The organism is Sphingomonas yunnanensis (assembly GCF_019898765.1).
Taxonomy (GTDB): domain Bacteria; phylum Pseudomonadota; class Alphaproteobacteria; order Sphingomonadales; family Sphingomonadaceae; genus Sphingomonas; species Sphingomonas yunnanensis.
Window position 1 is genome coordinate 106,960 of the sequence record NZ_JAIOKB010000007.1, and the last position, 22,046, is coordinate 129,005.

The 22,046-nt window shown below is 70.9% G+C and carries 20 protein-coding genes and 1 tRNA gene; 12 read left to right on the forward strand and 9 right to left on the reverse strand.

The features are described 5' to 3' along the window. Positions 1 to 2: 2 nt before the first annotated feature. Positions 3 to 812: a CpsD/CapB family tyrosine-protein kinase gene (locus tag K7957_RS17130; RefSeq protein ID WP_223013573.1), complete on the forward strand. Its 810-nt coding sequence runs from the start codon at positions 3 to 5 to the stop codon at positions 810 to 812. 377 nt (positions 813 to 1,189) lie between these two features. Here K7957_RS17130 and K7957_RS17135 read toward each other — a convergent pair whose 3' ends face one another. Further along, positions 1,190 to 2,041, reverse strand: a complete 852-nt coding sequence (locus K7957_RS17135) for a SurA N-terminal domain-containing protein (RefSeq protein WP_223013575.1) — start codon at positions 2,039 to 2,041, stop codon at positions 1,190 to 1,192. Positions 2,042 to 2,128: 87 nt separating this feature from the next. Between K7957_RS17135 and K7957_RS20700 the strand changes: the two genes are divergently transcribed. Further along, positions 2,129 to 2,380 (forward strand): XrtV sorting system accessory protein, encoded by a 252-nt coding sequence (locus K7957_RS20700; protein WP_223013712.1) that lies wholly within the window; start codon positions 2,129 to 2,131, stop codon positions 2,378 to 2,380. 6 nt (positions 2,381 to 2,386) lie between these two features. Here K7957_RS20700 and epsI read toward each other — a convergent pair whose 3' ends face one another. Together epsI and xrtV are read right to left on the reverse strand one after the other, a co-directional pair. After that, positions 2,387 to 3,094 (reverse strand): exosortase-associated protein EpsI, V-type, encoded by a 708-nt coding sequence (gene epsI / locus K7957_RS17145; RefSeq protein WP_223013577.1) that lies wholly within the window; start codon positions 3,092 to 3,094, stop codon positions 2,387 to 2,389. Next, positions 3,087 to 3,983, reverse strand: a complete 897-nt coding sequence (gene xrtV, locus K7957_RS17150; RefSeq protein WP_223013580.1) for an exosortase V — start codon at positions 3,981 to 3,983, stop codon at positions 3,087 to 3,089. The genes epsI and xrtV overlap by 8 nt, the downstream gene beginning before the upstream one ends. 293 nt (positions 3,984 to 4,276) lie before the next feature. Between xrtV and K7957_RS17155 the strand changes: the two genes are divergently transcribed. After that, the gene (locus K7957_RS17155) at positions 4,277 to 5,452 is read left to right on the forward strand and encodes a glycosyltransferase family 2 protein (RefSeq protein WP_246617212.1); all 1,176 of its coding nucleotides are present in this window, start codon (positions 4,277 to 4,279) and stop codon (positions 5,450 to 5,452) included. Here K7957_RS17155 and K7957_RS17160 read toward each other — a convergent pair. Beyond that, entirely contained in the window at positions 5,406 to 6,404 is a 999-nt protein-coding gene (locus tag K7957_RS17160; RefSeq protein ID WP_223013582.1) for an acyltransferase family protein, read from the reverse strand. The two genes, K7957_RS17155 and K7957_RS17160, sit on opposite strands and share 47 nt — an antisense overlap. Before the next feature lie 162 nt (positions 6,405 to 6,566). On the opposite strand from K7957_RS17160, the gene K7957_RS17165 reads away from it, so the two are divergent. Next, positions 6,567 to 7,523 carry a UDP-glucuronic acid decarboxylase family protein gene (locus K7957_RS17165; protein WP_223013584.1) on the forward strand — a complete coding sequence of 319 codons (957 nt, stop codon included), beginning with the start codon at positions 6,567 to 6,569 and terminating at the stop codon, positions 7,521 to 7,523. Positions 7,524 to 7,792: 269 nt separating this feature from the next. Here the strand turns inward: K7957_RS17165 and K7957_RS17170 are convergent, their stop codons facing one another. After that, the gene (locus tag K7957_RS17170; protein WP_223013586.1) at positions 7,793 to 8,221 is read right to left on the reverse strand and encodes an EF-hand domain-containing protein; all 429 of its coding nucleotides are present in this window, start codon (positions 8,219 to 8,221) and stop codon (positions 7,793 to 7,795) included. A gap of 37 nt (positions 8,222 to 8,258) precedes the next feature. Continuing rightward, a complete protein-coding gene (locus K7957_RS17175; RefSeq protein ID WP_223013588.1) occupies positions 8,259 to 8,828 on the reverse strand; it encodes an HNH endonuclease in 570 nt (189 codons plus the stop codon). A gap of 156 nt (positions 8,829 to 8,984) precedes the next feature. Here K7957_RS17175 and K7957_RS17180 point away from each other — a divergent pair, with 156 nt between their 5' ends. The 3 genes from K7957_RS17180 (at position 8,985) to K7957_RS17190 (ending at position 11,164) form a co-directional block, all read left to right on the forward strand. Beyond that, complete coding sequence (locus K7957_RS17180; protein WP_223013590.1) at positions 8,985 to 10,784, forward strand: aminopeptidase P family protein; 1,800 nt, start codon at positions 8,985 to 8,987, stop codon at positions 10,782 to 10,784. Next, positions 10,748 to 10,885: a hypothetical protein gene (locus tag K7957_RS17185; RefSeq protein WP_223013592.1), complete on the forward strand. Its 138-nt coding sequence runs from the start codon at positions 10,748 to 10,750 to the stop codon at positions 10,883 to 10,885. Before K7957_RS17180 ends, K7957_RS17185 begins: the two co-directional genes overlap by 37 nt. 204 nt (positions 10,886 to 11,089) lie before the next feature. Next, positions 11,090 to 11,164 (forward strand) — tRNA-Thr (locus tag K7957_RS17190). Between the two features lie 22 nt (positions 11,165 to 11,186). Here K7957_RS17190 and K7957_RS17195 read toward each other — a convergent pair. After that, positions 11,187 to 12,104, reverse strand: a complete 918-nt coding sequence (locus K7957_RS17195; protein ID WP_223013594.1) for a LysR substrate-binding domain-containing protein — start codon at positions 12,102 to 12,104, stop codon at positions 11,187 to 11,189. Positions 12,105 to 12,193: 89 nt separating this feature from the next. Here K7957_RS17195 and K7957_RS17200 point away from each other — a divergent pair, with 89 nt between their 5' ends. From K7957_RS17200 to K7957_RS17220, 5 genes are all read left to right on the forward strand, one after another. Continuing rightward, entirely contained in the window at positions 12,194 to 13,228 is a 1,035-nt protein-coding gene (locus K7957_RS17200) for an aldo/keto reductase (protein ID WP_223013596.1), read from the forward strand. Positions 13,229 to 13,241: 13 nt separating this feature from the next. Continuing rightward, positions 13,242 to 14,405: an MFS transporter gene (locus K7957_RS17205; RefSeq protein WP_223013598.1), complete on the forward strand. Its 1,164-nt coding sequence runs from the start codon at positions 13,242 to 13,244 to the stop codon at positions 14,403 to 14,405. 103 nt (positions 14,406 to 14,508) lie between these two features. Next, a complete protein-coding gene (locus tag K7957_RS17210) occupies positions 14,509 to 16,641 on the forward strand; it encodes a patatin-like phospholipase family protein (RefSeq protein ID WP_223013600.1) in 2,133 nt (710 codons plus the stop codon). 53 nt (positions 16,642 to 16,694) lie between these two features. After that, entirely contained in the window at positions 16,695 to 17,150 is a 456-nt protein-coding gene (locus tag K7957_RS17215; protein WP_223013716.1) for a YaiI/YqxD family protein, read from the forward strand. A gap of 120 nt (positions 17,151 to 17,270) precedes the next feature. Then, complete coding sequence (locus K7957_RS17220) at positions 17,271 to 19,217, forward strand: sialate O-acetylesterase (protein WP_223013602.1); 1,947 nt, start codon at positions 17,271 to 17,273, stop codon at positions 19,215 to 19,217. Between the two features lie 194 nt (positions 19,218 to 19,411). On the opposite strand, the gene K7957_RS17225 is transcribed toward K7957_RS17220, so the two are convergent. Both K7957_RS17225 and K7957_RS17230 read right to left on the reverse strand, forming a co-directional pair. Beyond that, the gene (locus tag K7957_RS17225; protein WP_223013604.1) at positions 19,412 to 20,974 is read right to left on the reverse strand and encodes a glycoside hydrolase family 43 protein; all 1,563 of its coding nucleotides are present in this window, start codon (positions 20,972 to 20,974) and stop codon (positions 19,412 to 19,414) included. Then, positions 20,971 to 22,035, reverse strand: coding sequence for an alpha/beta hydrolase (locus tag K7957_RS17230; protein WP_223013606.1), 1,065 nt, complete (start codon positions 22,033 to 22,035; stop codon positions 20,971 to 20,973). Before K7957_RS17230 ends, K7957_RS17225 begins: the two co-directional genes overlap by 4 nt. Between the last annotated feature and the right edge of the window lie 11 nt (positions 22,036 to 22,046).

Here is a 22,046-nt window from a genome sequence, read left to right on the forward strand (position 1 = left end):
AGATGACCGACATGCTCAAGGCCATTCCCATGACCAAGCCCGACATCGCACCGTTCGCGGGCGAGACCATCCCCGAGCTGGACCAGAGCGCCGAGTTCGCCTGGTCGAGCGCGGAGGCGAAGCAGCGCGGCATCTACGGCTTCGACAGCCGCGACGTGCGCTCGCGCCCGTTCAACATGCTGCGCTCGCGCCTGCTCAAGTTGCAGCGGCACAAGGGCTGGCGGCTGTTCGGCATCGTCTCGGCGACGCCCGCGGTCGGCAAGTCGTTCTGCGCCACCAACTTGGCGGCGGCGCTGTCGCGCACGCCGGGGCTCGACACCTATCTCGTCGATCTCGACCTGCGCCGCGGCTCGATCGCCTACAATTTCGGCGTGCCGGTCGAGCAGGGTATGCGCCACTATCTCGAGGGCGAGGTCGACACGCTCGGCGCGTTCGCCTGCCACCCGCAGGGCGAGCGGCTGGTGATCCTGCCGACCGATCGCGCGCCCGCGCACTCGGCCGAGCTGCTCGCCTCGTCGCGAATGGAGCGCGTGATCGCGTCGATGCGCGCGGTCACCGCACCCTCGATCTTCCTGTGCGACCTTCCCCCTGTCTTCGCCAACGACGACGCGACGATCGTGACGACCAAGCTCGACGCCTTCATCATGGTGGTCGAGGAAGGGCGCACGACCAAGAAGCAGGTCAAGGACGCGCTCCACGTGCTCGACCAGGCGCCCTGCGCGGGCGTGGTGCTCAACCGCTTCGACGGCGGGCTTCTGGCCGACAGCTATGGCTATGGCTACGGCGCCGGCTACGCGGACTATTATAAGTAAGCGACCGCGCTGCGGCGCGGCGAGTGCTTGATCCTGACTGGCGGCGGATCGTCGCGATAGCTTCGTTGTCCCGGCTCTGAGCCCGGACGAAGGTTACCGCGCGATCCGCCCGCTTGGCTTGGTCGGGGCCATCGAACCCGGCTCGGGGCAGCGACGGCGATCGTCGCGAGCGCGATGTCGGCGTCAGCGCAGGGCTCGCCGCGATCGAGAGAATAAACAAGCAGTGCCACGGGCGTGGATCGACACGCGTGGCCCCCAGCGTGCTACCGCGAACGCAGGGCCCGAGAGCGATGAGCGGCGTACCCACCCGACCCCTCGTCTGACAGGGCGGCAAGATCGACGGAGCGGCGGCGCCCGATGACGCCGCCGCCCTCGCCTCACTTGGCGGCGGCGGCCGGCGCGCCCGAGCCCGTCGGCGGCGGGGCGTAGCCCGGCTGGTACTCGATCTTGGCGGTCGAGCGCAGCTGCTTCACCTGATCGTTGAGGCCCTTGTCCTCGCCCTGCTTGCGCAGCGCCGCGACCGCCGCCTTGCGCATGTCGTCCGCCGACATCGCCACTGGCTCGCGGCCGACGATCACGTTGGCGAACAGCTTGCCGCCGGCGGGCAGCACGAACGGCTCGGTCGAGGGCAGCGCGAAGATGCGCTTCAGCACCTCGGGCGGCACGCTGGCGGTGTCGAGTCGGCCGCTGGTGCGAGTGAACGGGATGTTGAGCTTGGTGAGCGTCGCCGCGACCGCGTCGAGCGAATGCGCGTCCTTGAGCGGCTCGAGCACCTTGGGATCGCTCGGCGGCTCGATCGCGACCTGCTGGAGCGCGAGCACCTGGCGCTGCGCGAAGGCCTGAGGGTTGGCCGCGACGAACTGGTCGATCGCCTTCTGGTCAGGCAGCTTCTGGCTGCCGTTCTGGCGCTCGACATTCATCGCGATGAGCAGTTCGTCGGTGAGGCGGCGCTGGCGGCTGAGGAACTCGGGCGTCTTGTCGACGCCGTTCTTGCGCGCGTCCTGCGCCAGCAGGCGACGGCTGATGATATTCTGCAACAGCTGCGCGCGCACCGCCTTCTGGTCGGCGCCCTGCGGCACATTGGCCTGCTGCAGCTCGGCATTGAGCTCACCGATCGAGATCTCATCCCCATTCACCACCGCGACCGTCTGCCCGGTCGGCTTGCGATCGCACCCCGCCGCGAGCAGCGCGAGCGAGCTCGCCGCGATCAGAGTCCCACGCCTGAACATCTCAATCCCCTTTTCACTGATGGCGGTCTACCTAGCACAAGCTGCGGATATGCTGTACCGCTAGCTCGTCAAGGATTGGACCGCCGGATGCAAACTGCTTACGATTGGGTGACTTTGGCCATTTTCGCCGGCCTTGTCGTGCTGTTTCTGCAACGATCTGTTTCCAGCGACCGGCAGGATTCGATGCTTGCCTATCTGGCCGGCGCGGTGATCTGCGGGCTCGCCAATTATCTCGGCAATTCGGGTCAGCATCTGCTCGCGATCGCGCTGATCGTCGCCAACCTGATCTTCATCTTCCTCGTCCTCAAGCCGATCGACCTGCCCAGCCGTCGCTCCTGAGCCGGCTCAGCCGGCGGCGCTGTCGAGTACGCGGCGGACGTCGGCGGGCACCGCCGCGAACAGTGCACGCGTGAACGCGGCCAGTGTCGCCATGCCGGCCTCGCGGTCGTTCGTCAGCGTCGAGATACGCACCAGGATCGCATCGGGCACGTCGCCGCGCAGGTTCGCGCGGGCGACCGACCAGCGCTGCTGCGCCCAGCTAAGCGGCATGTCGCGGCCGACGCGGGTCCAGTACATCAGCTGCTCGACGCGATTGTCGGCGCGCGCCGTCATCACGGTGGCGTCGAGCTGTCCGCCGGGCAGCGGCACCGAGCGCACCGCCCGGTCGGTCAGCTTGAACCCGCCCGCCGGATAGCAATATTCCGGGCGGTGCACCTGGAGCACGCCGGTCTGGCCACTGCTCTGCGCCATCAGCAGCATGATCGGCAGCTCGTCCGGGGCGAGATACACGCGCGTGAGCAGCTGCGAGTAGAGCAGGTCGGAGAGCTGGTCGGGCGGCGGCGTCACCAGCCCGCTCTTCGAGTAGAAAGACCAGGGCCCCACCCGCGCGGGGATCAGCGGGTCGAGCTTGCGCTTGCCGAGCAGATCGATGTGATGGCCTGGCACGCGCGCCGCGGCGACGCCCGCTGTCAGCAGGAAGGCGCCCCCCAGCAGCGCGCGGCGCCGGTCGAGCAGGCGGGTCTCGGGCAGCGCGGAACCGCTCGACTCAGTCATGGCCGTTCCCCAGCGCGCGGCGTAGCGGAGTCGCCACCGCGTCGATCGCGAAGATGGTGAGCACCGAGACCAGAAACATGACCAGCCCGGCGAAATCGTGCGCGAAGCCCTGCGCTGCCGCATCACCGAAATAATAAGTGATGAGGATCAGCAGGATCACGCGGATGAAGTTGGCGAAGATCGCGATCGGCACGATCGTCAGCATCAGCAGCGCGGCGTAGCGCCAGTTCGCCTGATGCCGCACGTAGATGTAGAACAGGCAGATCGCGGTGAGGCTGATGATCGAGTTGAGGCCCGCACACGCCGCCGCCACCAGCAGGTCATATTGCGCGATCTGGATCGACACGCCCGAGCTGCCGATCGGATAGCCCAGAGCATAGAGCAGGTTCACCGCCTGCTCCGAGATGGCGATCTTGAGCGGCTGGGTGATGACCGCGACCACCTGATCGGGTGGCGGGAAGACGAAGCCGAGATACAGGATCGGGAACCACAATTCGCGCAGCACCGTGCCGCCGAGCAGCGCATAGGCCGCGACGATCAGCGCGCCGTAGAGCGCGAACCCCTCGATCTCGATGATGCCGGTGATATGCGCCAGCAGATAGAACAGCAGGCAGATCGGCAGCAGCAGCGCGACCACCAGCGCGGAACCGGGCCGCCGCAGCGGCCACACGCGGGGCACCTCGCGCCACAGCAGCCACAGCCCGGTGGCGAGCACCAGCGGGCCATGGCCGCCCTGCTCCGTCGACCAGCTGAAGCGCGCCACCGTGATCATCGTCGGCGTCGCCAGCGCGATGCAGCCGATCAGCAGCAGCCAGGCCGACCGCGACAGCGAGGGGAGACGCGGCGTGGGTCGGCCGCGTGGCCGATTGAGCTCGGCCGCGGTCGACATGGTCGCACTATGCTGACTATTCACCTGTATCGAACTCGACGAGCGGGCACATACCGACGCGGCACCGGCGACCCCTTCCGGCGGACCTTGGCATAAACATCAAACCACCCGCTCGCAACTGACCGAGGCGATCATGCGCCGGCGCTGATTGACGAAAGTGGCACGGTATAGGGCAAACGCGCCGTTTACCGGACACTCACGAGCGACAAGCTAGTGGTCAGCGCGCGCGGCGCTGCGCTACAGCCGCGGCCGCCGCCGGTCGGCGTTGTTCAAGGGGTAAGCGGGTGACAGCAATGGCAGTGATCGCGACCGTGCTCGCCGTGCTCGTCGCGGCGCCGCTGCTGGCGCTGACCGCGGCCTTCGTGATCGAGGTGGCCGCGGGGTTGCACTCGCCCGCCTCCCCCGCGCCGGACGGCATCGCGCCGCGCGCGGTGATCGTGATGCCCGCACACGACGAGGGCCCGATCATCGCCGCCACGGTGGCGCGTCTGCTCCCCGAGCTGCCCACTGGGTTCGAGCTACTGGTGGTGGCGGACAATTGCCGCGACGACACCGCCGCCGTCGCCGCCGCGGCGGGCGCGCGCGTGACACGCCGCGACGATCCGGCGCGGCGCGGCAAGGGCTATGCGCTGGCGCACGCGCGCGACCAGATCGCGGCACGCTCGCCCGCCGACCAGCCCGCGGTGGTGATGGTGCTCGACGCCGACGGCGCGACCGACCGCGCCTCGCTGGTCGCGATGGCCGCGCGCGCCACCGAGCGGCCGGTGCAGGCGACCAACCTGCTCGCCCCCGACCTGACCGCGGCGCCGATGGTGCAGGTCTCCAACTTCGCGTTCGTCATCAAGAATCTGGTGCGTCAGGGCGGACTCGCCCGGCTGGCCGGGCGCGCCAATCTCACCGGCACGGGCATGGCCTTCCCCTGGCCGATCTTCCGCGACGCGCCGCTCGCCACCTCCGACATCGTCGAGGACCTCGCGCTCGGGCTCGACCTCGCCCGCCGCGGCAAGCTGCCGCGCTACGTCCCGGAGGCGACGGTGTGGAGCGCGGCGAGCAGCGCCGAGGGCACGCTGCAGCAGCGCCAGCGCTGGGAAGGCGGCTTCCTCGCCACCTCGCTTACCCGCGCCCTGCCCGCGATGGGAGCGGCGATGCGCCGCGGCGACGCACGCGCGCTATGGGCCGGGCTGAGCCTCGCGATCCCGCCGCTGACGCTGCTGCTGATGCTCGACCTCGCCGCCCTGCTCCTCACCGGGCTGCTCGTCCTCGCCGGCGCGTCGCCCTGGCCCGCTGTGCTGCTCGCCGCCGCGCTGACCGCCGCGGCGATCGCTCTGTGGGTCGCGTGGCGTCGGGTCGGGCGCCCGTTCCTCTCGGCGGGGGCGGCGGCGCGGCTGCCGCTCTACGTGCTATGGAAGATCCCGCTCTACCTCAAGTTGCTCGGCGGCCGCCCGACGTCCTGGCTGCGCGCACGCTGAGCCAGCGCCGCTCGACCCGCTTGCCGAGCCCGATCATCGGCCGCTCGAAGCGGAAGGTGGAGAGATGGGCCGCGGCGAAGGTGGCGGCGAACAGCAGCGGGCGCTTGGCATAGCGTACCAGCGTGTCCCCGCTGCCCAGCCACGTCGCCGCGAACATCGCGTGGAAGACGTAGACCGCGTACGAGACCTCGGCGATGTAGCGCGCCGGCGCCGAGCCGAACAGCGCGCGCAGCCATGCCGGCGCGGCATAGATCGAGCTGCCCACCGTCGCCGCGGCGAGATAGGGGCGCAGGTACATCAGCGCGCCGGCCCCCTCGTGCGCCGAGGCGAGCAGCAGGGGCAGCAGCAACAGCGGTAGGAGGCGCGGCAGCGACGCGGTCCAGCGTGGCGCGCGCGCGTGCAGCAGCGCCAGCGTCGCGCCGGCCAGGATCTCGTCGACCCGCTGCCAGGTGAAGATGCTGATGGGCGCGTGCTGCGCCACCCGCGTCAGCGTCACCGCGACGCACAGCGGCGGCAGCAGCCACAGCGCACGCCGCCCGCCCAGCGCCACCAGCAACGCGACGCCGACGTAGAATTGCACCTCGACGCACAGGCTCCACAGATGCTCGCCGCCGGGCAGCAGACGCGTCGGTGGCAGGTTGGCCACGAACAGCAGGTTGGCACCGAGCGACTCGGCGTCGGTGCGGCTCGCCAGCGCCAGCGCGACCATCGCGCCCCAGCCGAGCGGCACGATGCGGAACAGCCGACGGATCAGGAACGGTACGATCTCCGGCCGGTGCAGCAGGAACTGCGTGATCAGGAAGCCTGATAGCGTGAAGAACAGCGCCATGCCGCTGGCCGCGACCGCGCCGTTGAGCCCCCAGCGATGCGGCCCGAGCGGCAGCAGATGCCCCGCGAGCACCAGCAGGATACTCAGTGCGCGCCAGCCGTCGAGGATCGGAATGCGCTGCATCAATGGTCCCTTAGTCATTCGCCGCCATGCTTGGCCAGCGTCGACGACGTGATGACGGCTTTGTCTGAAAGCTTCCTTGTCGCCGCGCAGGATCATTGGCACAAGCACGCGCCCGGCGGTCGGTCGGGCGCCGGCCGGCGTTTTCAGGGAGTTTCACGGTCTATGTCGCGCAATTATCAGTCGCGAAAGCGCGTGCTCGTCACCGGCGGCGCCGGCTTCCTCGGCTCGCACCTGATCGACCGGCTGCTCGATCGCGGCGACGAAGTGGTGTGCGTCGACAATCTCTTCACCGGCGCCAAGCGCAACATCGATCATCTGCACGGTAACCCGCGCTTCGAATTCCTGCGCCACGACGTGTGCTTCCCGCTCTACGTCGAGGTCGACGAGATCTACAATCTCGCCTGCCCCGCCTCGCCGATCCACTATCAGTACGATCCGGTGCAGACCACCAAGACCTCGGTGATCGGCGCGATCAACATGCTGGGCCTGGCCAAGCGGCTGAAGTGCAAGGTGTTCCAGGCTTCGACCAGCGAGGTCTACGGCGATCCCCATGTCCACCCGCAGAAGGAGGATTACTGGGGCAACGTCAACCCGATCGGCATCCGCTCCTGCTATGACGAGGGCAAGCGCTGCGCCGAGACCTTGTTCTTCGACTATCACCGCCAGATGAACCTGGACGTGAAAGTGGTGCGCATCTTCAACACCTACGGCCCGCGCATGCACCCGGCGGACGGTCGCGTGGTGTCCAACTTCATCATGCAGGCGCTCAAGAACGAGCCGATCACGCTGTACGGCGACGGCTCGCAGACGCGCAGCTTCTGCTTCGTCGACGACCTGATCGAGGGCTTCCTGCGGCTGATGGACAGCGAGCCGGGTTTCGCCGGCCCGGTCAACATCGGCAACCCCAACGAGTTCACGATCCGCGAGCTGGCCGAGCTGGTGATCGAGCTGACCGGCTCGTCCTCGACGCTCGACTATCGCCCGCTGCCGCAGGACGACCCGATGCAGCGCAAGCCCGACATCACCCTGGCGCAGTCCAAGCTCAACTGGGAGCCGACGGTGCAGCTGCGCGAGGGGCTGCAGCGCACGATCGACTATTTCCGCGACTTCGCCGCCTGAGGTGATCGAGCGCCGCGGAGAGGGGCTTTCCCCGCGGCCATGCTGTGCGGCGACGTGGGGTGACCAGCCAGTCAATCCGTTAGCTGCAGGGTCGGTGTGCGCCGGCCCCGCCTTCGCCGTCATCCCCGCGAAGGCGGGGATCCAGACACGCTGACGTGGCCGCTCCTGCCGTGAGGTCCACGCGTCTGGATACCCGCCTTCGCGGGAATGACGGAGGAGGCTAAAGACGACGGGCCTCGCTCATGGTCCGGGAGGCCGGTCCCGCCCCCTCACCCCGCCGGCGCGGCGCGGTTGTCCGGTTCCTCCGACGGCGTCGGCAGGTCCATCTCTTTCTGCTCGTGCGCGCGCTCGCGCTCGTCGCTCGTCACCGTGCCGTCGCGGTTAAAGTCCTGCTGGTCGAAGCGCCCCAGCATCCATGCGCTCCACTCGTCGTTGGAGATGCGGCCGTCCTTGTCGCGGTCGATCTCGGCGAAGCGGTCGGCCAGGCGCCTCGGCAGTTCGTTGGGGGTGAGATGATCGTCGTGGTTCACGTCGAGCCGGCGGAAACGCCGCTCGACCACCCCGCCATAGTCGAGCCGCGACATCACGAAGGGCGGCACGTAATTGGCCAGCACCGCGGGATCGGCCGCTTCTTCCGCATTCTCCTTCGAGCAGGCGGCGAGCAGCACAGCTCCCGCCACCATCATCTGCCACCGCATGCGACCCGAAACTCCCGTGTTCAACACCCGCGGCGTGTCACGCCTCGAGCTCGACGTCCCAGTAGAGCCAGTCGCGCCAGCTTTCATGCAGATAATTCGGCGGGAAGCGGCGGCCGTGCTCCTGCAGCTGCCAGCTGGTCGGGCGGATCGGCTCGATTGCCAGCGGCATATGCGCCTGGCGCGGGGTGCGGCCGCCCTTCTTCAGATTGCACGGTGCACAGGCGGTGACGACATTTTCCCACGTCGTGCGCCCGCCCTGCGCGCGCGGCACGACGTGATCGAACGTCAGCTCGCGCGCGTTGCTGCCGCAATATTGACAGGCGAACGTATCGCGCAGGAACAGGTTGAAGCGCGTGAAGGCGGGGAATTGCGACGGTCGCACGAACTGCTTGAGCGCGATCACCGAGGGCAACCGCATCACGTGATTGGGGCTGCGCACCTCGCGCTCATAATGCGCGACGATGTCGACGCGATCGAGGAAGACCGCTTTGACCGCGGTCTGCCACGGCCAGATGCTGAGGGGATAGTAGGACAGCGGCGTGTAATCGGCGTTCAGCACCAACGTCGGGCAGCTGTCCGGATGCCGGATCAGGTCGGGATGGAACACGCTTGAACGTCTCCCTTACCTCTTACTCGCGCCGGCGCTGTCGCGCAGCGGCGTGACGGCATGATGACAGCCCGATTCCGCGGCTTCAAGACTGGTCGCCACGCCGCGGCTGTGGCACCCCACGCGGCTTCGCCTCTTCACCACCGGATCCCGATCATGCCGACCCCCTCCGCGCGCCTCCGCGCGCTCCGCGACCAGCTCGTGCGCGACCAACTCCACGGCTTCGTCGTGCCGCTCACCGACGAGCATATGAGCGAATATGTCGGCGACTATGCGCAGCGGCTGGCCTGGCTCACCGGTTTCGAGGGCTCGGCCGGCACGGCGGTGGTGCTGGCGGACGAGGCCGCGATCTTCACCGACGGCCGCTACACGATCCAGGTGCGCGAGCAGGTCTCGCACGCGGACTGGTCGTTCGTGAGCGTGCCCGAGAGCAATGTCGCCGCGTGGCTCGGCGCTCATACCAGCGCGGGGATGCGCGTCGGCTATGATCCCTGGCTTCACACCCGCGGCTGGGTCGAGGAGGCGCGCGCCGCGCTTGCCGCGATCGGCGCCGAGCTGGTCGCGGTCGAGCGCAACCCGATCGACTCGATCTGGGCCGACCGCCCCGCCCCCTCCCCCGCGCCGCTCGCGGTCCACCCCGAGCGGCTCGCCGGCCGCGGCGCCGCCGCCAAGCGCGCCGACGTCGCCGACTGGCTCGCCGCCGCCGGGGCGGACGCCACCGTGATCACCGCGCTCGACTCGATCGCCTGGCTGCTCAACCTGCGCGGCACCGATGTCGCGCGCACCCCGGTGGCGCTCGCTTACGCGGTGGCGCACGGCGACGGCACCGCCGACCTCTATGTCGCGCCCGAGAAGATGACCGCCGCGGTCGCCGAGCATCTCGGCAACGCGGTGCGGGTCCATGATCGCGCCGCTTTCGCCGCGTCGCTCGACTCGCTCGCCGGCAAGCGGGTCGCGATCGACCCGGCGCTCGCGGTCGCGGCGATCGCCGACCGCGTCGAGCGCGCCGGCGGCACCGTGCTGCCGCTACGCGACCCGACCGTGCTGCCGCGCGCCACCAAGAACCCGACCGAGGTCACCGGCCACCGCGCCGCCTCGCTGCGCGACGGCGCGGCGCTGACCCGCTTCCTGCGCTGGGTCGCGGACGCCGCGCCGCGCGGCGGCGTCACCGAACTGTCCGCCGCCGAGCGGCTGCTCGCCTTCCGCGCCGAGGGCGGGTTGCTGCGCGACCAGTCGTTCGACGCGATCTCGGCGACCGGCCCGCACGGCGCGATCCCGCACTATCGAGTCACGCCCGAGTCGAGCCTGCCGATCGAGTTGGGACAGCTCTACCTGATCGACTCGGGCGGCCAATATGAGGACGGCACCACCGACGTCACCCGCGTGGTGCCGATCGGCGCGCCGAGCGACGAGATGCGCGACCGGTTCACGCGCGTGCTCAAGGGGCATATCGCGCTCGCCACCGCGACCTTCCCGCACGGCACCAACGGCGGCCAGCTCGACTCGCTCGCGCGCCGGCCGCTGTGGGACGCGGGTCTCGACTATGCGCACGGCACCGGCCACGGCGTCGGCAGCTATCTCTCGGTGCACGAGGGGCCGGCGCGGATCGCGAAGCCGAGCTATCCCGGTGGCGGCCCGGCCGAGCCGCTGCTCCCCGGCATGATCCTCTCGAACGAGCCCGGCTATTACAAGGCGGGGGCGTACGGCATCCGCGTCGAGAACCTGCTGCTGGTCGTGGAGCGTGAACTGGCCGACGGCGACTCGCCGATGCTCGGCTTCGAGACGCTGACGCTGGCACCGATCGACCGCGACCTGATCGAGCCCGCGCTCTTGACCGACGCCGAGCTGACGTGGATCAATGCCTACCATCACCGCGTCGCGGCGACGCTCGCGCCGGTGCTGGGGGGAGACGACGCGGCATGGCTCGAGGCAAGGTGTATGCGCATCACGCGCTGATCGTGGCAGGCGTCGGCGCGCTGTTCGGCGCGGCGTCGATCAGCGTGTGGCAGATGCTGTCGCTCGCCTTCACGCTGGGTCATCGCGCCGCGGGGGGCTGATCGGCGCGCCCGGCTCGGAGTCAGCGGCCCGACCGGCGCGCGCCTGCGCCTTGCGCCGCCGCAGGTTGAGGCGCAGCTGCTCGGCCAGACGGGCCGCCCGTTCGTCGCGGTCGCTCATGAAAAGCGCGCTAGTGCGAGCGAGGCACCTTGACAATCACCGGCGGCTCGTCTCTTAGGCGCCCTCCGCCCGACGAGGTCGGAAGTGCTGCCGTAGCTCAGTGGTAGAGCGCATCCTTGGTAAGGCTGAGGTCGTGAGTTCAATCCTCACCGGCAGCACCATTCTCTTCTACATCTCGACGCCTCACTCGGCTGACCCCGCCAACCGCTCGACGAGGAAGTCGACGAACACGCGCACCCGCGCGGGCAGATGCGCGCCGCCGACGAATACCGCGTGGATCAGCTCGACGTCGCGGGGATTATACTCCTCGAGCAACGGCACCAGATGGCCATCGGCGATCTCGCGCTCGACGCTGAAGCGCCCCACCCGCGCCACCCCGACGCCCGCCGCCGCCAACTGACCCAGCGTCTCGCCATTGTTGGCGACGATCCCGCCCTCGACACACAGAGCGAAATCGCCGCCGTCGCGGCGGAACGGCCAGGTCGGCTCGGCGCGGCGAAAGCTGAAGTTGAGGCAATTGTGCGCGTGCAGGTCCTCCGGCACCATCGGCGTGCCGTGGCGTGCGAGGTAATCGGCCGAGGCGACGATGACGCGGCCGCTCTGGCCGAGCTTGCGCGCGGTCAATGCACTCTCGGCGAGCGGGCCGAAGCGCACCGCGACGTCCGCCTGCCCCGCGGCGACGTCGACCAACGTGTCGGTCAGCGCGACGTCGATCAGGATGTGCGGATAGGCCTGCGCGAAGTCGCCGAGCAGCGGCACGACGCACAGCCGCCCGTGCGCCAGCGCCGCCGAGACGCGCAGCCGCCCGCGCGGGCTGCCCTGGTCGGCGATCTGCTGCTCGGCGTCGTCGAGGTCGGCCAGGATTCGCCGCGCCGCGAGTAGATAGGCCTGCCCCTCCGCGGTCAGCGTCAGCGCGCGGGTCGAGCGCAGCAGCAGCCGCACGCCGAGCCGCGCCTCGATCCGGTCGACCGCGCGCGCCACCGCCGAGGGCGTCAGCGCCAAGGTGCGGGCGGCGGCCGAGAAACTCCCCGCCTCGACCACGGTGACGAACAGGGCGAGCGCGCGCGCCCGGTCGCTGCCACCCGCCAGCTTTGCCTCCATCGCACAGATCCTTCGAGTCTTACGGCGCTTCTCCACCGTGGTGCCCTCTGCCACCTAGTCGCTTCGGAACGGATCGCAAAAGGTGGATAATGGACTATCGGCAATTGGGCGCATCGGGATTGCGCGTCCCAGCTCTGTCCTTCGGCACCGGCACGTTCGGCGGCAAGGGGCCGCTGTTCGGCGCCTGGGGGCAGAGCGACGCCGCCGCGGCGCGCCGGCTCCTGGACATCTGCCTCGATGCCGGCGTCACCCTGTTCGACACCGCCGACGTCTATTCGGACGGCGCGTCGGAGGAGGTGCTCGGCGCGGCGATCAGGGGCCGACGTGACGCGGTGCTGGTGTCGACCAAAACCGGCCTGCCGATGGGCGACGGCCCGCAGGACTGGGGCGCCTCGCGCGCGCGGCTGATCCGCGCGGTGGAGGACTCGCTGCGGCGGCTCGGCACCGATCACATCGATCTGCTCCAGCTCCACGCTTTTGACGCTCACACCCCGGTCGAGGAGCTGATGGCGACGCTCGATCGCCTGATCGCCGTCGGCAAAGTCTGCTACGCCGGCGTCTCCAACTACCCCGGCTGGCAGCTGATGAAGGCGCAGGCCGTGGCGGATCGTCACGGCTGGCCGCGGCTGGTCGCGCATCAGGTCTATTATTCGCTGATCGGCCGTGCCTATGAGTGGGAGCTGATGCCGCTTGCCACCGATCAGGGCGTCGGCGCTTTGGTGTGGAGTCCGCTCGGCTGGGGCCGGCTGACGGGCAAGATCGGCCGAGATCGCCCGATCCCCGCGGGCAGTCGCCTGCACGACACCGCCGCCTTCGCACCGCCGGTCGCCGACGAGCACCTCTACCGCGTCGTCGACGCGCTCCAGGCGGTCGCCGCAGAGACCGGGCGGTCGGTGCCGCAGATCGCGCTCAACTGGCTGTTGCAGCGGCCGACGGTCTCGTCGGTGATCATCGGCGCGCGCGACGAGGCGCAGCTTCTGGACAATCTCGGCGCGGTCGGCTGGGCGCTCAGTGAGGAACAGATGGCGGCGCTCGACGCGGCGAGCGACCAGCTCCCGCCCTATCCCCACACGCCCTATCGCCAGCAGGAGGGCTTCGCCCGCCTCGCGCCACCTCTCGTCTGAGCGGAGACAAAACATGAAGCTCAACCCCGGCCTGTTCGCGCTGGCGATCGGCGCCTTCGGCATCGGCGTCACCGAGTTCGCGCCGATGGGCATGTTGCCCGTCATCGCCGCCGACCTGCACGTCTCCATCCCCTCGGCCGGCCTGCTGGTCAGCGCCTATGCGCTCGGTGTATTGGCCGGCGCGCCAGTGATAACGCTGACCACCGCGCGGGTCGACCGCCGCACCTTGCTGATCGCGCTGATGGCGATCTTCACGCTCGGCAACGCGCTGTCCGCCGCCGCCGGCGGCTATGCCTGGCTGATGGCGGCGCGGGTCGTCACCGCGTTCAACCACGGCGCCTTCTTCGGCGTCGGCGCGGTGGTCGCGGCCGGGCTGGTGCCGCCAGAGCGGCGCGCCGGCGCGGTCGCGGCGATGTTCACCGGGCTGACGGTGGCGACTATCGGCGGCGTGCCGCTCGCCACCTGGGCGGGTGAGACGATCGGCTGGCGCCCCGCCTTTGCCGGCATCGCCGCGATCGGCGCGGTGGCGATGCTGGCGCTTCGTCTCGCGCTGCCGCCGCTGCCCGCGCCGGCGGGGGCGGACCTCGCCGCCGAGCTGCGCGTGCTCGGCCGCCCGCGCGTGCTGCTGGCACTGGCGCTGACCACGCTCGGCTTCGGTGGGGTGTTCACCGTCTTCACCTATATCGCGCCGATCCTGCGCGACGTCGCCCATGCCTCGACCGCGATGGTCACCGTGTCGCTGATGCTGTTCGGCGTCGGCGCGACGATCGGCAACACGCTCGGTGGCCGGCTCGCCGACCGCTCGGTGACGCGCGCGCTCGCCGCGATGCTCGGGCTGCTCACGCTCGTGATGCTCGCCTTCGCCTGGCTGATGCACGCGCCTTTGCCCGCGGCGGCGGCGATCCTGGTCTGGGGCATCGCCAGCTTCGCGACCGTGCCGCCGCTGCAGATGCAGGTGATGGCGGCGGCGGGCGAGGCGCCCAACCTCGCCTCCGCGATGAACATCGGCGCCTTCAACCTCGGCAATGCGATCGGCGCGGCGCTGGGCGGCGGAGTCATCGCCGCCGGGTTAGGCCTGCCCGCGGTGGCGCTGGCCGGTGCGGCGATGGCGGCGGCGGCGCTGGCGCTGCTGCTCGTGGCGGCGCGTCAGCCGCGCCGGCTCGCCCGCGCCGTATAAAGGGTCGCGAGGCGCCGCTCAGGCGCGTCACCGCATCTTACCCCCGACACCCACGCGCGCTAGGCTGCCCTCGGGCGCGCGAGGCGCCGCGGGAGCCGCTAGCATGCCGACCGGAGCCGACCGCGCACCGCTCGAGTGCGACCTGGTCATGAAGGGCGGCGTGACGAGCGGGATCATCTACCCCGGTGCGATCGCAGCCGTCGCTGCGACGTACCGGCTACGCTCGATCGGCGGCACGTCGGCGGGAGCGATCGGCGCTGCCGCCGCGGCCGCGATGGAGTTCGGTCGGCGGTCGGGGCGCGAGCCCGCCGCGCGCGAGCGGCTCGAGGGGCTGGCGCTCGAGCTGGGCGAGCGCCACGGCGGCGCGCCGCTGCTGCAACATCTGTTCGAACCCGACGCGGCGACCGCCCCGCTGTTCCGCCTGCTGCAGCGGCTCCAGGCGGCGGCGAGCGCGCGCGGCGTTGCCGGCGCACTCGGGGTGCTCGCCCTGCCGGCGCTCTGCTGGGCAGCGATCGCGCTCGGACTGGTCGCGGCGGCGTTGCTGTGGTCGGAACCAAGCCGCGGCGCGGTGCTCGCGTTCGCGCTGCTGCTGCTCGTCGTCGTCGGCGTGCCCGCGCTGGCGCTGCTGCTCGCGATCCTCTCCTGGTGGCCGGTGCTGCGCGCCGGGCTGCGCGCGCTCGCCGCCAACGGCTACGGCTTCTGCTCGGGCATGGCGCAGGCGCGCGTCGACGGTGAGACGCTGCCCTCGCTGACGGAATGGCTGCATGCGCGCTTCCAGGACCTCGCCGGGCTGCCAGCGGACGAGCCGCTCACCTTCGGTGATCTCTGGGCGGCGTCGCACCGTGGCGTGGGAGCCACCCGTGACGAGGCGCTGGCCGCGGCGCTGCGCGCCGCGCAGGACCCACGGCGGCCGCCCGCGACCCTCGCGACGATCGCCCGCGATATCGAGCTCGTCCTGGTCGCGTCCGACGTCAACCGCGCCCAGTCGGTGCAGCTGCCGTTTCTGCGTCGCGAGGATCTGCTCTACGCGCGGCGCGGCGACCTGCTCGCGCTGTTCCCGCCCGAGATCGTCGCGTGGATGGAGCGCCATCAGCGCGCACCGACCGACCCGCGCGATGATCTCGCCGGCGTCGGCCTGCACGGCATCGACGCGAGCGAGATGCTCCGACTTCCCCGCGCCGAGGACCTGCCGGTGCTCGTCGGCGTACGCATGTCGCTGAGCTTCCCCTTCCTGTTCCGCGCGGTGCGGCTCTACGTGCTGCGCGAGCGCGCCGGCGCGCTGGGCGGCGGGCGCGAGCTCGCGGAGCTGTGGATCACCGACGGCGGGATCACCTCCAACTTCCCGCTCCACCTGTTCGACGCGCCGATCCCGACGCGCCCGACCTTCTGCCTCAACCTGCTCTACCACGACGACGAGCTGCAGCCGGAGCGCGTGCCCGCCGAGGGCGAGAGGCCGGATGCCGGCCTCGCCCCCGCCGACGCGCCCCCCGAGGAAATGGTGTACATGCTGCGGTCCAATCGCGGCCGGCTGGCGAGCTATACCCGGCTCGCCGGCGGGTCGCCCGCGGCGCAGCTGCTGCGCTTCGCCGGGCGGATCGTCACCACCGCGCGGCAATGGGGCGACAATCAGCTGATCGACGTGCCCGGCTACCGCGACCGCATCGTCCATGTCCGGATGCGCGACGGCGAGGGCGGCTTCAACGTCGCGATGGATTCGGCGACGATCGCCGACCTGCAACGCCGCGGCGCGCGCGCGGGCGAGGTGATCGCGACGCGCTTCGTGCCCGACACGCTCCTCGACCCGCTGTTCGCGGGCGAGCCGCTCGTGCTCAACTGGGCCAATCACCGCTTCGTCCGCTTCCGCGCTTTTCTCGCAGGGCTGGAGGTGAGCGCGTCTCGCTTCGCCGCCGCCTGGGACGACGATCGCGCCCGCGCCGAGCTGCCTGCAACCGACCCGTTGCACCAGTCGCCGAGCATCGAGCATATGGCCGCGGAGGCGGGCACAGCCGCGGAGGACAGGATGCCGACCAAGCCGGGCTATCCCTTCGCCAACGCGGCGCAGCGCGAACTAGCGCTCGACATGGCGGCGGCGATCGAGTCGCTCGCCGCGCTCGCACCGGCTCCCGCGCGGGACGGCGTCGACCGCGCCAACGACCGTCCCGGCGCGTCGCGGCCCAAGCAGGCGCTGCGGCTGCGCCCCAGCATCGACTCGGACCCGCGCGCCGAGCTGCCGTGATCCGGGGCGACGTGGCCGCGGCTCTGTGGCAGGTTGGAGCGATGGTCCAGCGCGTGCATATCCTCGTCGACGCCGACGCCTGCCCCGTGAAGGAGGAGATCTACCGGGTCGCCTACCGGCTAGAGGTACCCGTCGCGATCGTCAGCAACGCGCACCTGCGCGTCCCCGCACACCCGCTGATCGAGCGCGTGACCGTGAGCGACAGCTTCGACGCGGCCGACGACTGGATCGCCGAGCACACCGACGAAGGCGCGATCGTCGTCACCGCCGACATCCTGCTCGCCGACCGCGCGATCAAGGCGGGCGCGGCGGCGGTGATCGGCCCCAATGGCCGCCCCTTCACCGCCAGCTCGATCGGCAGCGCGGTGGCGGTGCGCGCGATCATGAGCGACCTGCGCGCGGGCGGCGATCGTGTCGGCGGCCCGCCGCCCTTCGCCAAGGAGGATCGCTCGCGCTTTCTCTCCGCGCTGGACGAGGCGATCCAGCGCGCCCGCCGGCGATCAGGCTAACTATACGACATCACGGGCGATTGCGCCTGGACGCGCGCTGACGCAGTCTCGTGCCGGCGACGCCTCCCGCGCCGCCCGGCCCGGATCCCGGCGCCGATCGTCCAGCGGAATTTCTGCCCCATGCCGATCCGTCCCGCGCGTCACCTCGCCGCCCTGCTCACTGCCTCCGCCCTCGCCGCGCCCGCGCTCGCGGCGCCGAAGCTCGACGGCGCGATCGGCGAGCATGCGGTGCTCCAGCGCGACCGACCGATCGACGTGCGCGGCACAGCGGCACCGGGCGAGACGGTGATGATCAGCCTCGCCGGCCATAGCGTCAGCGCCACCGCGGCGCGTGACGGTCGCTTCGCCGCGCACCTCCCCGCGCTGCCCGCGGGTGGCCCCTACGAGCTGTCGGTCGCAGCGCCGAGCGGCGCGACGCTGCACGGCGACATCCTGATCGGCGACGTCTTCCTCTGCTCGGGCCAGAGTAACATGGAGCTGACCGTCGACGATGCGCAGACCCTGTTCGCCGATGCGCACGCGCCACTCGACCCGCAGCTGCGGCTGCTGACGATCGCCAAGAATGCCAGCGCCACGCCGCTCGATCGGCTCGCCACCGCGCCGCACTGGCAGGCGGCGGGGCCGGACAGTACGGGGAGCTTCTCGGCCGCCTGCTTCTACATGGTGCAGTCACTGCGGCGGACGCAGAAGGTGCCGATCGGCGCGATCCACTCCAGCTGGGGTGGGTCGCGGATCAGCGCCTGGATGAGCGACGCCGCGCTGCGTGCCGGCGGCCAGGCGGACGCCGCGACACTGATCGCGCTCTACGCGCGCGACCCCGCCACCGCGGTACGACGCGCGATCGGCCAGTGGGAAGACTGGTGGCGCGGCGCCAGCGGCGACTCGCGCGGCAAGGAGCCGTGGCAGCCCGCGGCCGCGCTCGACTGGCGCGCGGTTCCGGCGCTGACCAACTTCGAGACCTGGGGCGTGCCCGAGCTGACCGATTACAACGGCATGATCTGGTACCAGAAGACGGTCGACCTCACGCCGGCGCAGGCGCGCGGGCCGGCGACGCTGTCGCTCGGCACCGTCGACGACGCCGACACGACGTGGGTCAACGGCGTCGGCGTCGGCTCGAGCAGCCTCGCCGCGCAGCCGCGCGTGTACGCGCTGCCCGCGGGCACGCTACGCGCGGGGCGCAACGTGATCACCGTCAACGACGACGACGTCTACGCGCTCGGCGGCATGACCGGGCCGACCGAGCGGATGCGGCTGACCTTCGCCGACGGCAGTAGCGTCCCGCTCGACAGCGGCTGGCGCTATGCCGTGGCCAAGCGAGTCGCCGGCGGCGCGCCGCGCGTGCCGTGGGACGACATCAACGGCGCGGGCACGCTCGACAATGCGATGATCGCGCCGCTCGCGCCGCTCCAGCTCGCCGGCATCGCTTGGTACCAGGGCGAGTCGGACACCGGCCTGCCCGGCTATGACAAGCGCCTCGCCGCGCTGATCGCCGACTGGCGCCGGCGCATGGGCACCCCCGAGACCGGCTTCGCGGTGGTACAGCTCGCCGACTACGGCACGCGCGCCAAGGCGCCCGCGGAGAGCGGCTGGGGCACGGTGCGCGACGCGCAGCGCCGCGTCACCGCGGCCGACCCCCACGCCGGGATGGCGGTGGCGCTCGACCTCGGCGACGCGCTCGACATACACCCGGGCGAGAAGCGCGAGGTCGGGCTGCGGCTCGCGCGCGCGATGCGCGCGGCGCGCTACGGCGAGCCGGTCGCGCCCGCGGGGCCGGCGATCGCGGGGGCGAGGCGCGGCCCCGACGGCGGCGCGGTGCTGCGCTTCACCGGGGCGACGGGGGCGCTCAGCGCGCGCGGCGCGGCGCAGGCGATCGGCTTCGAGCTGTGCGGCGCGGCGACGGGATCGTGCCGCTTCGCCGCGGGGACGGTCGCCGGCGACACGCTGACGCTGGCGGGCGACGGTCAGCCGGTGACGCATGTCCGCTACGCCTGGGCCGAGACACCGGTGATGAATCTGTTCGACGAGGCGCAGCTTCCGGTCGGGACCTTCGACGTGCCGGTGGAGTGAGCGGGGCGGGCGTCGGAGAAGGCGGGTACACGATCAGCGTCTACGGACGAGACGTTGAATAAGCTCAGCCCTCCCCTTCAGGGGAGGGGACGGGGGTGGGGCTTCTGCCCAGGCGCTGCGTCTGCGGATGCGCCCCACCCCAACCCCTCCCCTGAAAGGGGAGGAGCTCACCGATCGCCGTGAGACCGGGCTCTCTACCGCCGCGCGCCCTCGCCCGCCGCTACCGGCGACAGCGTGAACGAGTCGACGTCCACCCACCCCCTGCTCTCGCCCGGCGCGTAGCAGAACAGGGCAAACTGCTCGCCCTGGAAGGTACCGGTGCGCCAGGCGAAGCGCAGCGGGAAGTCGCCGCCGAGCCCGCGCCAGCGGCGCCCGTCCTCGCTGTACGCGAGGCGGCCGGTGGATGCCTTGAAGTCCATCTCGGTACGGAGCCACAGCCGCTCGCCCGCGAGCGGCACGGTGGCGCGCGTCTCGGTGCGTGCGCCCTCGACCTGGTCCTCGGTCACCTCCATCGCCAGCGACGCACGCCCGTCCGGCCCGCGCATGGCGGTGAGGTTGGCGCTCACCTGGCCGAGCGTGCCGAAGCCGCAGCGATCGCCCGGGGCGAGATGCGCGAGGTCGAGCACCACCTCGCCGCGGCTCGCCGGCCCCTGCCCCTTCTGCGTCAGCGTGTTGCGTGCCTCCCAGAAGCGCGCGGCGCGCGTCGGGCGCAGCCGCAGCCAGCCCGCGCGCTCGGTGAGCGACCAGCGACGGTCGTCCGGGTTGTGGTTCCACTGCCACTGCACACCGAGCGTCGGTCGGTCGAACGTGTCGGACGAGGGCGGCTCGGTGAAGGCGCCGCCGGCGATCGGCTTGCGCGCGCGCATGGGCACGCGACCCGGCACCTCGGGCGCACCCCAGACTGGCCAGTCGTCTTGCCAGAACACGGGCGAGAAGTTCGTCATCCGCCCGACCGCGCCGCTGTCCTCCATCACGAAGCCGAACCAGCCGCCGCCTGGCAGATCGACCAGCGCGCCCTGATGGCCGCCGCTGTGATCGTCGATCTGGTCGCGCGTTTCCCACGGGCCGAACAGGCTGCGCGAGCGCGACACGCTCAGCGCCAGCCGCGGCGGCAGCGCGTTGAAGAGGTAGTAATAATCGCCGCGCCGGATCAGCTTCGAGCCTTCCGCGCCCTTGATATAATGGATCTTGCGCGCGTCGGTGACCTTGGAGAGCGTGCGGTCGAGCGTCAGCAGCGTGATCGTGCCGTCGGCGGTGGTCGCGGTCGCCAGATAGGCGCGGCCGTCGCGCTCGATGAACAGCCCTGGATCGAACGCCTCGCGGTCCAGCTCGTGGTAGCGCCACGGGCCGCGGATGCTTCTGGCGTAGTAGATCCGCGTCTTCTGCCCCACCGGCGTGATCGCGAGATAGAAGGTGCCGTCGTGGTGGCGCAGGCTGGCGGCGTAGAGACCCTTGCGGTAGGCGTCGCCGCCGACGAGATCGTAGCGCGGATCGCCGTCGAGCTTCGCCGCGACATGGGTCGCGATCGTCCAGTTGATCAGATCGCGGCTGTGCAGGATCGTGATGCCAGGGACGTTCACGAAGGTGGTCGAGACGAAATAATAGTCGCGCTTGACGCGTATCACGTCGGGGTCGGGGTAGTCGGCGTAAAGCACCGGGTTGCGATAGCTGCCGTCACCCTGGTCGGCGCGCCACACCTGCGCCGTCGCGGCGCCCGAGACGGCGAGCAGCAGCGCCGCCAGCGCGCGCCGCCTCACGGGAACACCAAAGCGCGCGAGAAGAAGGGAATTACCTGCTCCTGCACGCGCGCCGAGACGCCGCTGACATGGTCGCCCGGGTACACCGCGAAATCGTGTCTGATGCCGTAGCGGTCGAGCGCGGCGTGGAGCGCCTGCACGTCGTCCTTCAGTCCGTCGCGGTCGCCGACGTCGAGCCCGATCGCGCGATACTGGCGCAGGTTGCCGACATATTGGTCGAGCATCGCCAGCGGCGCGTTGGCCGCCCAGCGCGCCACCACCTCGGGGCGCGGCCGGCCGTTCTCGGTCGGCAGGTCGAGGAAGAGCGGCGGTTTGGTGGGATTGGGCGACCAGGCCGCCGCGGCGGCGAGCTGCGCGCGCTGGCCCCAGCTCAGCGTCCCAGAGTCGGCGGGCGAGCGCAGCGCGGCGAAGGTCTTCTCGTCCGCAACCGCGTCACCGCCCGGGGTGCGCGCGGAGAGGCAGCACGGGCTCATCATGTATAGCGCGCCGAACGTCTCGGGGTGCTTCATCCCGATCCGCGCGGTCCCGTAGCCGCCCATGGAGTGGCCGGCAAGCCCGCGGCTCGTCCGATCGGCCACGGTGCGATAGTGCGTATCGACGTAGCCGACGAGGTCGCGCGCGACGAAGCTCTCGAAGTCGCCCGTCGTCACCGAGCTCGAGTACATCGACCCATTGTGCGCGGTCTTGCTGTCCGGGAGCACGACGATCATCTCGCGCGCGCCCTGCGCGAAGGCACCCTCGATCGTCTGCGGCACGTGGATCTCGCGGGTCCATTGCTCCGCCCCGATCGAATAGCCGTGGAGCGCGTAGACCACGGGGTAGCGGCGCTTCGGGCTGCTCTTGTAGCTGGGCGGCAGCACGACCAACACCGCGCGGTCGGCGCTGTCACCTTCGAGGCTGCCCTCGAGCGAGCGACCATGGACGGTGATACGCTCGACGATCGCAGGCTTCGCGCCTGCCACCGCAGGAGGCGCGGTCGTGGCGACTTGGGCCGGCGCGGCGGATGCCAGTGAGGCGCCCAGCATCGCCGCAGCGGCGCACAGAAAACGACCGAGCCTCATCCACCCTCTCC